The 14,931-nt window shown below is 37.4% G+C and carries 13 protein-coding genes; 1 reads left to right on the forward strand and 12 read right to left on the reverse strand.

The features are described 5' to 3' along the window. Positions 1 to 117: 117 nt before the first annotated feature. Entirely contained in the window at positions 118 to 1,449 is a 1,332-nt protein-coding gene (locus A5866_RS08410) for a dihydrolipoyl dehydrogenase family protein (protein ID WP_086443810.1), read from the reverse strand. A gap of 239 nt (positions 1,450 to 1,688) precedes the next feature. Further along, a complete protein-coding gene (locus tag A5866_RS08415) occupies positions 1,689 to 3,125 on the reverse strand; it encodes a glycoside hydrolase family 1 protein (protein ID WP_086443809.1) in 1,437 nt (478 codons plus the stop codon). A gap of 765 nt (positions 3,126 to 3,890) precedes the next feature. Between A5866_RS08415 and A5866_RS08420 the strand changes: the two genes are divergently transcribed. Continuing rightward, positions 3,891 to 4,415 (forward strand): LysM peptidoglycan-binding domain-containing protein, encoded by a 525-nt coding sequence (locus tag A5866_RS08420; RefSeq protein WP_086443808.1) that lies wholly within the window; start codon positions 3,891 to 3,893, stop codon positions 4,413 to 4,415. Positions 4,416 to 4,521: 106 nt separating this feature from the next. Here A5866_RS08420 and A5866_RS08425 read toward each other — a convergent pair whose 3' ends face one another. The 10 genes from A5866_RS08425 to A5866_RS08470 all read right to left on the reverse strand — a co-directional run bounded on the left by A5866_RS08425 (position 4,522) and on the right by A5866_RS08470 (position 14,888). Next, positions 4,522 to 6,048 (reverse strand): bifunctional metallophosphatase/5'-nucleotidase, encoded by a 1,527-nt coding sequence (locus A5866_RS08425; protein WP_086443807.1) that lies wholly within the window; start codon positions 6,046 to 6,048, stop codon positions 4,522 to 4,524. Between the two features lie 22 nt (positions 6,049 to 6,070). Further along, on the reverse strand, positions 6,071 to 7,273 hold the full coding sequence (locus tag A5866_RS08430; RefSeq protein WP_086443806.1) for a metallophosphoesterase: 1,203 nt from the start codon (positions 7,271 to 7,273) through the stop codon (positions 6,071 to 6,073). 233 nt (positions 7,274 to 7,506) lie between these two features. Beyond that, positions 7,507 to 8,286: a phosphonate ABC transporter, permease protein PhnE gene (phnE, locus tag A5866_RS08435; RefSeq protein ID WP_086278438.1), complete on the reverse strand. Its 780-nt coding sequence runs from the start codon at positions 8,284 to 8,286 to the stop codon at positions 7,507 to 7,509. Further along, complete coding sequence (gene phnE / locus A5866_RS08440; RefSeq protein ID WP_086443805.1) at positions 8,286 to 9,065, reverse strand: phosphonate ABC transporter, permease protein PhnE; 780 nt, start codon at positions 9,063 to 9,065, stop codon at positions 8,286 to 8,288. Before phnE (A5866_RS08440) ends, phnE (A5866_RS08435) begins: the two co-directional genes overlap by 1 nt. Then, positions 9,065 to 9,829, reverse strand: coding sequence for a phosphonate ABC transporter ATP-binding protein (gene phnC, locus A5866_RS08445; RefSeq protein WP_086278436.1), 765 nt, complete (start codon positions 9,827 to 9,829; stop codon positions 9,065 to 9,067). Before phnC ends, phnE (A5866_RS08440) begins: the two co-directional genes overlap by 1 nt. Before the next feature lie 83 nt (positions 9,830 to 9,912). Further along, positions 9,913 to 10,842 carry a phosphate/phosphite/phosphonate ABC transporter substrate-binding protein gene (locus A5866_RS08450; protein WP_086443804.1) on the reverse strand — a complete coding sequence of 310 codons (930 nt, stop codon included), beginning with the start codon at positions 10,840 to 10,842 and terminating at the stop codon, positions 9,913 to 9,915. A 483-nt stretch (positions 10,843 to 11,325) separates the two neighbouring features. After that, positions 11,326 to 12,333, reverse strand: a complete 1,008-nt coding sequence (locus A5866_RS08455; protein ID WP_086443803.1) for an ABC transporter substrate-binding protein — start codon at positions 12,331 to 12,333, stop codon at positions 11,326 to 11,328. A 37-nt stretch (positions 12,334 to 12,370) separates the two neighbouring features. Further along, entirely contained in the window at positions 12,371 to 13,135 is a 765-nt protein-coding gene (locus A5866_RS08460; RefSeq protein WP_086278433.1) for an ABC transporter ATP-binding protein, read from the reverse strand. A gap of 2 nt (positions 13,136 to 13,137) precedes the next feature. Beyond that, the gene (locus A5866_RS08465) at positions 13,138 to 14,229 is read right to left on the reverse strand and encodes a FecCD family ABC transporter permease (RefSeq protein ID WP_086443802.1); all 1,092 of its coding nucleotides are present in this window, start codon (positions 14,227 to 14,229) and stop codon (positions 13,138 to 13,140) included. A gap of 35 nt (positions 14,230 to 14,264) precedes the next feature. Next, positions 14,265 to 14,888 (reverse strand): nitroreductase family protein, encoded by a 624-nt coding sequence (locus tag A5866_RS08470; protein ID WP_086443801.1) that lies wholly within the window; start codon positions 14,886 to 14,888, stop codon positions 14,265 to 14,267. Positions 14,889 to 14,931: the final 43 nt, after the last annotated feature.

The raw sequence follows: 14,931 nt of genomic DNA on the forward strand, positions 1-14,931 counted from the left end.
TGCTCTAGTCAACATAATTATCCTATTATTACTTAGACCTTGTATCAAGTCAACAGTTAATTTACCCAAAATAAAAAAACTGTAAACAATCACTATACGATCATTTACAGTTTAAAATTAATAGAAGTAACTCAAATCACTTGAAACAGTTGGATAAAGCATGATCATTTCGTTCACTTTGCTTGCAGTTAAGTGTTGATTGATCATCATCGTAAATAAATTGATCAACTGATCGGCCTCATTACCTAAAACAGTCGCTCCAACCAATAGACCTGTTACTTTATCCGTAATAATTTTGGCTTTGACTAAGGGCTCATTAAGATGTTTATAGGTAAACCATTGAGATAAGTCAATAGTCTGTTGCTTGTATCGATCATCCGCTAACATTGCCTCATCTGCCAGGCCAACTTGGGCTAGCTTAGGAGAACTAAAAATAATGGTTGGTATGACAGGATAGTGGATTGCTGTTTCGAGTTTACCACTAAGTAGTTTTGCCAGATAGCTACCTTCAAAGCTAGCTATCGGTGTTAATTTAGGCGTATTTTTTTGTAAACAATCTCCTAAAGCATAAATATTCGCTATGGTTGTCTGCAGATGGTCATTAACGATAATGCCTTTGCGGTTAAATGCCACACCAATTGCTTCTAAATTCAGCCCTTCTACATTAGGTATCCGACCGGTTGCACAAAAAACTCGATCTGCTAACAGTGAACCTTGACTCGTTAAAGCTACGCGATACTGTGCTCCTTGTTTTGAAATAGACGCCGCCGACTCATTAAAATGGAAATGAACCCCTCGTTTTTTGAGATTTCCAATCAACTCATTCGTCATTCCTTGGTCAAATCCCTTTAGTGGTCGCTCATTATGGTGTAATAAATGAACTTCACTGCCACTACTGTTTGCGATATTAGCAAGCTCAAGAGAAATATAGCCCCCACCGACAAAAACGATTGTTTCAGGTAATTCTGTCATACTTAGAAACTCAGTACTAGTACCAAAGTGCTCTTTTCCGGGAATATCTAAAATAGCCGATCGTTGCCCCGTTGCTAGAATGAATTGGCTAGCCTGGTATTCTTGATTCTCCACTATGATTGTGTGAGAATCTCTAAAAGTAGCTTTACCTGTAATCGTTTGGATACCTGCACTGATCAATCCTTGTTTTTGTTCACTAGGGACTGCCTGTGTGAAGGTTTCTTTAAATGCCATCAACTCTGGCCAGTTGATTTTGGGAATTATATCAAATCCCTGATCTTTCAACTGTGCTAGATTATCTTTCGCTTCAACGGCACCATAAAGAACTTTTTTAGGATCACAGCCGCGATTTGGGCAAGTTCCGCCCCAAAGATCAGCTTCTACTACCGCTACTTTTTTCCCTTCAGCAGCTAAGTCATATGCTGCTGCCATTCCTCCAGGACCGCTACCAATGATGATTGTGTCGAAACTATTCACTTTAAAGTCCTCCTTTATTTTGCATCTATCTTTAAAACAAGTCTACAAGTAAACGAATAAAAAGTAAAAGGTGCTGTTTATTTGGGATAATTTGTTCAAAAAAATCTCAGCAATTCATGATCGATTCAATCCCCTATAGCATGTGATAGTGTTCATATTCTTTTAAAACAAAATAAGGCTGTCTAAAACTCAGTGCGTTTTAGACAGCCTTATTAAATGATTCTTTTTAGAATTATATTTTAGCTATTGCTTCCATTTTCTTGAATGACTTTTTGATACCAATAGAAGCTATCTTTCTTATAGCGATTTAAGCTGCCATTTTGGTTTTCATCTTGTTCTACATAGACAAATCCATAGCGTTTTTGATAACCATTCAGCCAACTTAATAAATCAGTATACGACCAAGTACAGTACCCTAAAACCTCTACACCGTCTGTGATCGCTTCTCTGATTGCATGGACATGGCCTTTTAGATAGTCGATGCGATAATCGTCATGAATTTCTTTTTCATCTGTTAATTTATCGTATTCGCCAAGACCGTTTTCTGTAATCAACACAGGGATTCGATAACGGCTTGTAATTCTTCTTAGACCGATCCGTAGACCTTCTGGATCGATTTCCCAGTCCCAATTCGTCCGTTCTACAAATGGATTTTCTACCCGTTTAAAGACCCCAGGAAGACCAGATTCTTCTGACGAACCTTTTTCACCCGTTGTGTTCATTTTACCCAAGCCAACACCATCTAACGGATTAAAGACAACTGTATTGGTTTGATAGTAGTTGATCCCCAGAAAATCAGGTTTGCCAGCTGCTAAGAGTTCTTCATCACCTGCTTCGATTGTAGGTGCTAAGCCTTGCTCTTTCAGGATTTTTAAAGCTGCGATCGGATAGTTGCCAAATAGATAGACATCCATCCAAAAATGAGCATTTAAATCTTCTGAGTCCTCTGCTGCCATTACATTTTTGGGATCACTATTTAGAGCATAGTTTGGACTATAAGCAAAACTTGGACCGATTCCACCTGGCATAGCCATTTCATGAAACTTCTTGATGACAGAGGCATTGGCAAGATTGGCATTGTGATTTGCTTGATACATTCGCTTAGGATCACTGACTGCTGGTGGATGGGATCCCATCAAATAGCCATGGCTGATAAAAACATTTTGCTCATTTAAGCTAACCCAATATTTTACTTTTCCACGAAAAGCTTCAAATAAAGCAGTCGCATAATTAGTAAAATCTTCAACGATTTTTCTAGATTCCCAACCTTGATATTCATCTTGAAGTGCTTGTGGCAAATCCCAATGATATAACGTCAAGACAGGTTCGATTTGGTTTTTGAACAATTCATCTACTAAATCGATATAAAATTGTAAGCCAGCTTGATTGATTTCTCCACGACCATTAGGAAAAATTCGTGTCCAAGCAACTGAAAAACGATAGGCTTTCAACCCTTGTTCCTTCATTAAAGCCACATCTTCTTTATACCGATGATAATGATCGACTGCTACATCACCATTGGTTCCTTTAAATGTTTTCCCAGGAATTCGGACAAACTCATCCCAAACTGACACACCCTTGCCATCTGCTTGCCAAGCTCCTTCTACTTGATAAGCCGCCGATGCCGATCCCCATAAAAAATCTTTTGGAAATTGATCCAGTTGTTTATGCTCCATCTTACTTGCCTCCAGTTTTATTACGCTTTCACCGAAATTACCTGTGCCTCTTACTCAAGCTTATTTTCGATTACACGTTTATTTTCGTGGATCTAAACGTAATGTCTCCGACTAATCCTTTAGTAAGAATCATCACATTTTTATTATCCTTCTCTATTATAATCTTAGCAAGAGGATTTCCACTACTATTTACCATAACTTGTTCATGAAAACCATCAAACAATTAGTTACTAACAAAGAATGGGCACGGTGACCTTATAAACAGAAGCTACACTTTAATGTGCTATTTATACTGCCAGAACTTTTTAACTATCAAAGAATTAACAGTATATTCCTAAGAGCCAACGACATTCAGCAAATATTCGACAAATAAAAAAATGAAATTCATTTTTTTGGAAGGCTTAAAAACAGATAAAATAATCTTTGAGAATCAATTTATTTTATCCCTCATTGACTTTTTAGTCATAAAACCACCAATTTTTCAAAAAAAAATACACCCAATTCCATACATAAAAAAACAAAATAAATATACTAAACATGAAAATATTTAATCACAAAAATATCATTTATAAACATTTTAATGATTAATAGTATTTTTTTCACCTTCGTTTGTTTTTTTATTTCACATTTTTTGAAATCAAAAAAACTACTATTCAGTCTTATTTATTTTCCCCTTTGAGAGTGCTATAACAATGTGATATACTAGTATTGCTTTGTTTTACAGTATTTCTCTTGTTAATTTGTTAGGAAAGGAGTGTAACTATTTTGGAAGAAGAATACTCGCGACGTAAACAGCAACGTCCAGAATCAACATCAAAAACTACTATCATGATTGTTATTTTATTGTTATTTATAAATACTCTTGCCCTGGGTACTCTGCTGTTCTTAAATGTTCAAGCAAACTCTAAGCAAGAAGAACAATTAAGCAATATCGAAAAGCAAGTTAGTCAGCTTGATAACGGTCAGGTAACACCGAATCAAGCAACTGCTGACAGTACAGAGCATAATGTCCCTGTAAGGGAAAGTTCAACTCACGTAAGTAGTACAGATGAGTCCAGTTCCATTGTTGAAAGCTCTACACAACCAGCTCAAACGACCCCATCATCAGAGGTTACTGAACGCTCAACAGAACCCGTGACTACACCTCAAGCGACTAGCTATGTTGTCCAGTCCGGCGATACACTTTCTGTGATTGCTGAGAAAAATAAGATCTCACTGCAAGATTTAATGCTTAAAAATAATTTGACTGATTCAACCGTTTATATTGGTCAAGTTTTATCGTTGCAATAATCCACTATTTTCCCTACATAATCTTATCTGATGACAAATAGGATGCAGTAAAACCAACCGTTTTACTGCAGCCTATTTTTGTTCTTCATCCAAAGTAAGCAAATAGTTACTTGCAAGAATATGTTATTTTGTAGTCTAACATTTTAGGGATTACGATTTCCTCATGCGACTGGATATAGTTGACAATGGATTCAACGATTTCTTGTGCTCCCTCATTGATTACTGGACACTCAAGATACGTAGGAAACCCACCGCCACCGCTCGCTCGATAATCGCTTAACGCAATCGTAAATTCATCCGTCTCTTTGATCACTTGGTCTTTATAGCGTAAAGCACTCACGCGATTTCCTGGCTTTTGGCAAAGATCAACTGTGTATTCAATGCCGACAAAAAAGTCAAAATGATAATGTTCAACTTTAGGATACAAATAACTAGGAGAAATAATCATCTTATTTTGTTCATCAACACTAAAATAATCTGTATTCTTTTCCACAACTTCTTTTAATTGTTTACCAGTGATTTTTAAGGTAATTAGCTGATTCGTATATGGATAAGTTGCGATTACATCTCGCATAGTTACTTCTTTGTGAAAGCCCGGTGATGTATTCGCTAAAGAAACAACTGTGATTTGCGCTTGACTGGCAGCTAATTGAACGGCTCCGATCAATTCAACAACAGGACTGCCATGCATAGCCATCGCTAATTTATCTTCGGCTAATGCGTCACGGTTCAAGCTTCCAATTGCTTGATCTAACCAATTTTGTACCTTTGTTTCTAAAGGTTGCAGCCGCTTCACTAAATCTATTTCAGGTTGAATGCTAGGCTTGCCGATAGCGGAGGTAATTTCGATGTTATCCTCGATCTTTTCAATATTGATCTGAAAGTAGGTCATCGCATTGGCAGAGGGCTGCACAATGTAAGTCCCATGTAAAAATTGCCCTTCAATCAATAAATGCTGGTGTCCTGTTAATAGTAAATCAAAATCAAGTTCTTTACAGATTCTATATCCAACATTTTCGCTTGTTTTTGATAATAGTTTTCCCGATTTGACATCTCTTTCAAAGCCACCATGATAAATACAAATCGTAAAATCAACCTGTGGTTTTACTTCTATAAGAGCTTGTTTAGCTGCTATAAATGGATCAGCGACGGTGATGTCATTGATATTTTCAGCTTTTTCCCAAACATTGATGTAATCGGTCACTACGCCGACAATACCGACTTTCAATCCATTTGTTAAGGTTTTGATGGTCCACGGAAATTTTTTCGTCTGACTTTTAGCATCAAGTATATTTTCACAAACACAGGTTGCATCTAATGCTTCTAAATAGTGATATAAGTAGTTTGTACCAAAATTCACATCATGGTTTCCTACAGTGACAAAATCATAGCCAGCATGATTTAATGCTTCTGCTTGGGGAAATCCTTCTTCAGGGTGAGCCTGACTATAAGAAGCCAACGCTGAACCTTGGAGCATATCTCCACCATCAATAATCAGGGTATTCTCATCTTTTTTAAAATTCGGTATACATTTTAAAAGACCCATTTCTTTTTCTTGTGTATCAGCATAGTTGGTTGGAAATAAATAACCATGGACATCAGATGTGTAATAAATTTTCAATTGCTGTTTCATTGTCTCACCCCAAGTCTATTTTTTATTTTGCATTACCATTGATAGTAGCAAGATACTCATCAAACACATTATAGATATAATTTGTTTCTAAACGATAGCTTGGAAAAAGCGCTCTATTCGTTGTTATTCGGTAATCAGATTGTTTAGGTATTATTTGATCGTGCGCTATTTTGATGCCTGAAATCGATTGATTTATCAGCAACTGTCTTAGTTCTTCCTGCGACACATGATAGGTTGAAAGTGTATAGGGCGGAGTAAAACTAGCTAAGAAATCTCTAATCGTTTTTCCTTTAAGTGTCACTGCATAAAAAGTTCCTGGTACTTTTTTAGCTAAATACTGATCCAAACGCCTTACATCTAGTTCTTGATCCAGCCAATTTTCATAGTCAACTTCGTTATATACAGAAAAAACTATCGTTGGATACCTCTTAGTCGCAACCAATTGTGCTTGTTTCTCCACTACTTGATTATTTTGGATGGAGAAACTTAACTCTCCAATGTAATTTCCCCGATATCCCGGTTGTACAAAAGCTGTGTCGTTCAGCACGCCCGCGTTGACTCGATGCTGGTGTCCACAAATCACACCATCGATCTCCGCTATTTCATCAATGATTCGGTAAGTTTGATCCTCTCCAGTATCATATTGAGTTGGTTGGCCGCAACTCATATCACGTTCGATTCCGCCATGATAACTTACGATCAAAACATCGACTTGTGCTTTTACAATAGGTACCCACCGCTTTAAGCTATCGATCACATTGATAAATTTCAACTCTTTGGTTTGTTCATAATCAGCAATTTGCGGCATTGCACTGGTGATCACACCGATCACACCAACTTTCAAGTTTCCTCGTTCAATAATTGTATATGGCTCAAAAATCTGTTCATCAGTTAAATCCAAAACATTAGCACAAAGATAGTGCCCATTAAAAGCCTCTGCTTGACACTTCAAAAAATCAATTCCATAATCAAAATCATGATTTCCTGGAACCATCACATCAAATCCGATTTCATTCGCCAACTTGATCAAAGGTGAAATTGTTTTAGTTGTATTAAAAAAAGTAGTCTGAGGACTACCTACCAGAAAATCACCGTTGTCAATCAAAATTGGTTCATGGTAGCTTTCAGCAATTGCAGGAAGAGAGCTAATGCCACTCTCTTCTTGTCCAGCTGCTGTTAAAAAACCATGAATGTCTGTCGTACTCAAAACTGTTATTTTATCCATTTTTTATCCTCACGAATTATCTAGCTACGCGGGCTAGTACTACGCTCTTCCGATCTCATCACTTCGCTCCAGAGATTGCTAGGAAACGCTGCTAATAAAATGAATAGATATAGAGTAGTACCTACTTGGTGAAGGTCTTCGGGAAAAAGATAAACTATGAATGAGGCAAAAAACATTTCAGTCATATTTTACTTATTTTCCCGTCAGAGTCAGACGAGCCCGCTGCACTTTTATTATTGTAGTTTTTTGCGTAGATAGCCAGTTATAGCATCAATCAAGAAAACGGTAATGATAATGCCAAACAAAATAATACCAACTTTATCCCATGCTCGGGATTGAATTGCAAAAATCATCGGTGCCCCGATTCCCCCAGCTCCAACAAGCCCAAGAGTCGCTGCACTGCGGACTGCAATTTCAAAGTGATTCAAGGCTAGTGATAAAAAAGTTGGAATCAATTGCGGCAAGCGTGCATAAAACATTGTTTGCCAGAAATTAGCACCGACTGCCGTCATTGATTCTACAGGTGCTTCATCCATTGATTCGATTTCTTCAGTATATAATTTCCCTAGCATCCCGATTTGATGAACCCCAATTGCTAGGACACCAGCAAAAGGACCTGGTCCAACCATCTTCACAAAAATGATTGCATAAACAAGTTCTGGAAAAGCTCTTAGTACGTTACAAATGAACTTACCAATTTTAGAAACAATCGTATTCGATTTCCATAGATTATGCGCACTAATGAACGTTAGCGGCAACGCTAAGACCGTCGCAATCACAGTTCCTAAAAAAGCAATACCGATCGTTAACAGTAGTAAACTCATTAGATCCTCGCCACTACCATCATAGATATAACCCCAATCTGGATGGAACAGCCCAGAAAGAACTGATTTGACCATATCAAAAGACATGTTTCCAGCCTCCGAATAATCGATACCCGCTGCTGAATAAAGAATGATTGCTAAAACAACAATAATTGGTAAATAGCTTTTTAATTTTCGATTTATGCTCATTATACCAACCTCTTTCTGATAATTTCACTGATCCAATCGATCGTGATCACCACAACTAAAATAGCTAAAATAATAATCGATACACGGTCATAACGCATCAAGCTTAACGAAGAATTTAAAATAACGCCGATCCCGCCGGCTCCAACGTAACCTAAAATAGTGGAAGCACGAATATTGACTTCAAAAGCATACAAAGAATAGCTAGCAATTTGATGAGATATTTGTGGAGCTATTGACCAAAAAGCAATCTGTGTCTTTGTGGAACCGACAGATTCAGCTGCTTCGATTGGCCCATGATCAATCGTTTCGATTGCTTCATAAACTAGTTGGGAAACCATTCCGAACGTAAACACAGCAATCGTTAATACACCTGTAAATTCACCGATCCCAAACATAGCTACAAACAAAGCGGCCAATAATAAATTAGGAATCGTACGAACAATACTCATTAAAAAGCGGATGATTGTGGTTACAAAAAAGTTTCTGGTAACGACTGTTGTTGCAAGAAAAGCAAACGGTACAGCGAAAACCACCCCAAGTGTAGTTCCAACAACTGACATTTTGATTGTTTTCAGCATCGGCTCAATGATTTTGGGAATATAACTCCAATCTGGACTAAGAAATCGTTGTAAAAAAATTCCCATCTGATCCAAGTTATTAAAAACATCTGTCATTTGTGCTCCTGTTACTCTCGCACTTGAAAAGACGCACAAAAGAACTAACACTACAATGAATAGATGCTTATATAAATCACGGTGAATCGTATCTTTTAACTTCATTACGCAACACCTTCAGCTTGTTTCAAAATATCCGCACCGTAAATACTAGTCAACACTTCATCAGTTGCCTCAGCAGCAGTTCCATCAAAGACCACTTCGCCATCACGTAAGCCAATGATCCGGCTTGAGAATTCACGAGCTAAGTCAACAGAATGCAGATTGATCACAACAGTGTGGTTCAATTCCTGATTAATTTTTTTCAAATCTTTCATGATCTTTTGGGTTGTGATTGGATCCAAAGAAGCCACTGGTTCATCTGCTAAAATGATTGATGCTTGTTGAACCAAAGTTCTTGCGATTGACACACGTTGCTGTTGCCCACCACTTAATTCATCACTTCTAGAATGCAGTTTTTCTGCTAATCCCACACGTCCTAAAGCATCACTAACTAAAGCGTAATCCTCTTTTGAAAAAATCCCAAAAATACTTTTGAATGTTGAATAATAGCCTAATCTACCTGAAATAACATTTTTTTGAACAGAACTCTTTTTTACTAAATTAAAGTGTTGGAAAATCATTCCGATATTTCTGCGGATTCTACGCAAGTCTCGTTTATTTGCTTTCGTGATTGAAGCACCGTCAATCATAATATTGCCTTCGCTAATTTCGTTTAGACGATTGATTGATCGTAGCAAGGTACTCTTACCTGCACCACTTAATCCAATCACGGAAACAAACTCACCGTCATTGATCGTTAAATTAATATTCTTAAGGCCTTTGACCCCATTATTATAGGTTTTTGTTACATTCTCAAACTGAATCATGATTTCTCCTTTTTATTCTAAAAAATAGAAAAGCTGAACAAATTCCGTTCAGCTTTTAAGTCACTCATTCATGTTGCAAAGCTTTATTCTGCTGCTTTTTCTGTATATTCTTCCACTGCATCATAATTTTTATCATCTGCTTCTACATAGCCTTTGTGTCCCCACATTGCCATGGCTTCAGCGCCTTCTTTATCTTTAGGCATTGCCAAGAAAACGTCTTTGACTTTAGTTTGCAAGTCTTTATCCATTTTTGGTTGAACGGCGATTGCATCATTTGGAATATCACCTTTTGTTAGATACAGCACTTTCAAATCTTTGAATAAGTCGTCTTTTTCAAATTTTGAAGCAAACACATTTCGTGCTCCTTCAAAAACAAAGCAAGCATCTTGTTGCCCATTTAAGACTGCTGTGATTTCACTTGGAATATCATTGACTGTTGTTAAGGTAACATCTTTGGTTGGGTCGATTCCCGCTTCTTTCATTTCAACCACTGGATAAATATAGCCGCTAGCTGAATTAGGGCTTAAGCTGGCAATTTTTTTCCCTTTTAAATCTTTTAAAGAATCGATGCCACTATCTGCTCGAACAAGTACTTCACCTTTAAAGGTGCTTGATAATTTGTTTGGTTCTGGTTTGCCTGTTTCCCGATTAAAAGCACCTAGTTCAGAAGATAAGATGGCTGTTGCCGCTTTTTGATTACGGGCTTGAACATATGCCGATGGCGGCATGATCCCAATATCTACTTTTCCTGAGGCCATTGCTTCAACGATTGTTGAATAGTCTGTTGCTAACGTAACATTAACCTCACGACCTAATTTTTCTGTTAAATAGTTTGCGAAAGGTTTCGCTTTGGCTTCCATTGAGCCATCGTTGTTGGTTGGTACAAATTGTAATTCTAATGGTTTGGTATCATCTGCTGCTTTTTTATCGCCGCTTGACCCACATCCTGTAAGTAATCCTACACTTAAACCAATAACTGACAGCAATCCTAATAATTTCGTTCTCTTTTTCACTCTTTCCATCCCTTCGCATTTCGGTATTGCTAGAACATCCGATCATCTCGCTACTTTAGCTATACCTATTGTATTTTAATGATGTAAATTTCTCATAATATTGAAGTAAATATTGTGTAAAATTTCTGAAATCCACTTCTCCATTATTTGTGTAGAGCAATTGTCCAAATGCCTGATCTCTTTCAGTAAATCTCACTGAATTTCTCATTAAAAATGAATGTATCAAGCTAAAATCAGTATAGCATAATTTCGACTTTTTTCTAGACCAGTTTTCATTTTTCGCTTATTTTTTCCTCATAATTCTTTTTATCGAAAAGGTAAAATAAACCTTTATTACGTAAGGTTTGATCGTTTTTTTACTAATTGTTATCGTTCGTTTACACTTGAATTCTTGTTATGCTTTAATCTTAATGAAACAATTGTGAAAAAACAGCAATTAAAAACTGACACAGCGCTCTTTCAGCATTGTGTCAGTTATATTTATTATTTTTCTGGATACATCTCATCCGCTAATTTTTCAATTCCATCTAATGATTGATAGCCATATCCAAACATATAGTTGTAATCAACGGCATAAACCTTTTTATTTTTAACTGCTTTCATACTGGAAAGCTTTGGATTTTTCAGTACAGCATCGATCATTGTGTCTCCTGAAATCCCACCTTTCATCGTGCTCCAATCCGCTACAATCAAGACATCTGGATCAGTTTCAATCAATTTCTCCACACTTACTTCACCTTTTTCGTCTTTAAACACGTTGTCCAGTTTTACCATTTTGAAAATATCATTGAAAAACGTTTCATTATTTGCTGGATAAACGTATAATTCTTCTGGATCTGTGGTGTGTAGATAAGCGAATGTTTGATCGTCTTTGATTTTCGCTAGCTTTTTCTCTACAGTTGCTTGCCGTTCTTTTAATTCTGATTTGAAGTCCTCTGCTTTATCAGCTACGTTGAATACCTTACCTAAATTATCGATGTCATCATAAACAGAGTTAAACGTACCACCTGTCACAGAAGAATTCAAAACAAATGTTTTGATGCCCATCTCATTCAATGTATCAACTGTTCCCACACCCCAGTCTTGATTGTCAAACAGACCACCACGACCATAGACTAAATCAGGATCAACACTTAAAGCTGTTTCTTTGCCAATATAGTCTGTTGATAAATGGTTTAACTGATCAAATTCTTTTTCCACAGCTTTATCTCGTTCGCCAAAAACAGCACCGACACCCACGATTTTATCTTTTAAGCCTAAATGCAGCAATAATTCTGCAGCAGGTTGGGTATTTGCTAAAACTTTTTCGGGAACCTTATCAAAGGTTTGCTCTTTCTTTTGCCAGCTTTCAGAACCTTCTGCTTTTGCAAAATTTTGAATCGTTACAGGATAACCTTCACTTTGATTTTTCTCTGTTGCTTTTTGTTCTTTTTGCCCACAGCCAGTGATAATCGCCAAGCTCATTAAACTAATAATTAGTGCTTTTTTCATTTTGTCCCATCCTCTTCATGTATGTTAAACCTAGTAACTAGTCTAAAGAATAAGCAAACCCTAAACGTCCAGTTACTGGATTTTTATAGATCGTACAATTAACGCCATAAATTTCTTCGATCAACTTTTCAGTAAACAGCTCTTCTGGCTCTCCTTCAGCAATGATCTTACCAGCTTTCATTGCGTAAATATAATCGCAGTAATGAGCAGCTAATTCCAGATCATGCAATGCCGCTAAAACGCCAATCCCTAAATTCTTGACACAGCTCAATATTTCTAATTGATAACGAATATCTAAATGATTGGTTGGTTCGTCTAAAATCATATAGCTAGGTTGCTGAGCAATCGTTCGAGCCAAGATGACTCGTTGTTTTTCTCCGCCAGATAAGGATAAGAAACTTCGATCAGAGTAGCTAGTTAAATTCGTTTTAGCTAACGCATCCATCACAATTGCGATATCATCTTGAGTGTCTGATTCTAACAATTTCTTATGGGGCGTTCTTCCTAGTAAAACCATTTGAAAGACACTTAAATCAAAGTTTAGTTCATTAAATTGGTTCACAACACCTAACTTTTGTGCCACTTTCTTTTCAGATACAGTTAGTAAATCAAGCTCTTCTAAAAAGACACTTCCTGCTTGTGGTTTGATGCCTTTGTAGATACCTTTGAGCATCGTTGACTTCCCACAACCATTCGCACCGATAATCCCTACAAATTGCTTTTTTTGTGTTTGAAAAGAAATACTTTTAACAATTGCTTCTTGTCCAATCATGATTTCTAAGTCTTTTACAGTTAATTCCATTGTTAGCCTCCGAAATTGTAGCCTTTTTTGACAATGATATAGATAAATAATGGCGCACCGATCACTGATGTGATGATCCCGATCGGTAGCTCCACGTTTGGAATCATGATTCGAGAAAGTACATCAGCCCAAATCATAAACAACGATCCAGACAGCGCTACGATCGGTAGTAACCGTTTATGATCAGAACCAATCAAGCCTCGGACAATGTGAGGAATAATTAAGCCCACAAAACCGATCATTCCAGAATAAGCTACGATTACACCTGTCAAAAGAGCTGCTAACAATAAATAGATTTGCCGATATTTCGCCAAGGGAACACCTAAAGTAATTGCCGCTTCGTCTCCTAACAACATGACATTCAAAATCCGGTGCTGAAACAAAAAGAAGCTAGTAATCAGGCCTACAACAACCGACAACACACCTAATTTATTCCAACTTGCAGAAGCTAAACTGCCCATCGCCCAAAAAGTCACCGTCTTCATGCCTTCTGCATTATTGGCCAAGTAAACAATAAAACTAGAAATCGAACTACACAATGCTCCTATCACAGAACCCGATAAAACCAGTTTGACTGACGTCATCCGCCCGCCAATTCCAGATAAAATCAGTACACCAAATGCGGCGGCCATAGCACCGACAAAAGCACCAAAAGCCAAACCAAACTGAGAAAAAATACTTCCTGTGCCAAAACCTACCAGAATTGCAAATGTCGCCCCTAGTGATGCCCCAGAAGAAATCCCTAAAATATAAGGATCCGCCAAAGGATTTTGAACGACTGCTTGCATAACAGCTCCAGTGATCGCCAACCCCATCCCGACAAAAACAGCTAAAATTACTCTAGGTGTACGCACGAACCAAATGATATTCACCGCAGAATTACTTGCAACGCCATCTAAAGAACCGATTCTACCACCGGATACCTTATTTAAAAGAATCTGCACAATGTCTTCAATTGAAATATTCGCCTGTCCATTGATCAATGAATAGACGATCGATAAAAGAATAAGAGCTACTAAAAACAGCAGGATCAAAGGATAATACAGTTTTATTTTCCCGTTGACCCTTACCTTGTTTGTCTTGATTGCTTGCAAAAAAATACGCCTCCTGTGTACCTAAAAAATCAGAACTACTCGTTATTTTCACTAAAGTCTGACAGCTTATCCGTCAAGCCTATCGCCCACTGCGAAACTGGATTTCTACGGCTTATTGGTAATTTTTGTTTTTCATCTATTTTGCTAATATCAAGCAAGCCAATGATTTGTCGTTCCTCAGTCACACCAATATTTTGCTTAAACACTTTATCAAAAATCACTGGAATCGTGCGCCAAGTCACACCAATTTGTCTTGACCAAGCGACTAATTGAATGTTTTGGATAAAGGCCGACACCGCACCGATTGCTTCCAAGTTCGATTTTTCACTTTCACCAATAGGCGCTGTGACGACTAGACTAAGGGGAACTTCTAAGAAATAATCTTGCGTCCTTGTTTTAGCCTTTGCTACGTTTTGCTGATCATAGCGGGACCAGATATCTAAACGATCATAGCTGTCCATGATTTCTTTCACGAATACTTGTCGTTCTTGTTCCTCACTGACAATTATCACTTCCCAAGGCTCTTCTTTAGAGTGATAAGGTGCATAACTCGCACTTTCCAATAGTTCATATATAACATCTAGAGCAACCGTTTGATCGGTTAACGTGCGAATCGTACGACGTTCCCGGATAATTTGTTCAATTGAATTCATGTCCATCTTGTTGCTCCTATTCTTAAAGTAATTGATCACTTTAATTGAA

The organism is Enterococcus sp. 12C11_DIV0727, from assembly GCF_002148425.2.
Lineage (GTDB): Bacteria > Bacillota > Bacilli > Lactobacillales > Enterococcaceae > Enterococcus_L > Enterococcus_L lemimoniae.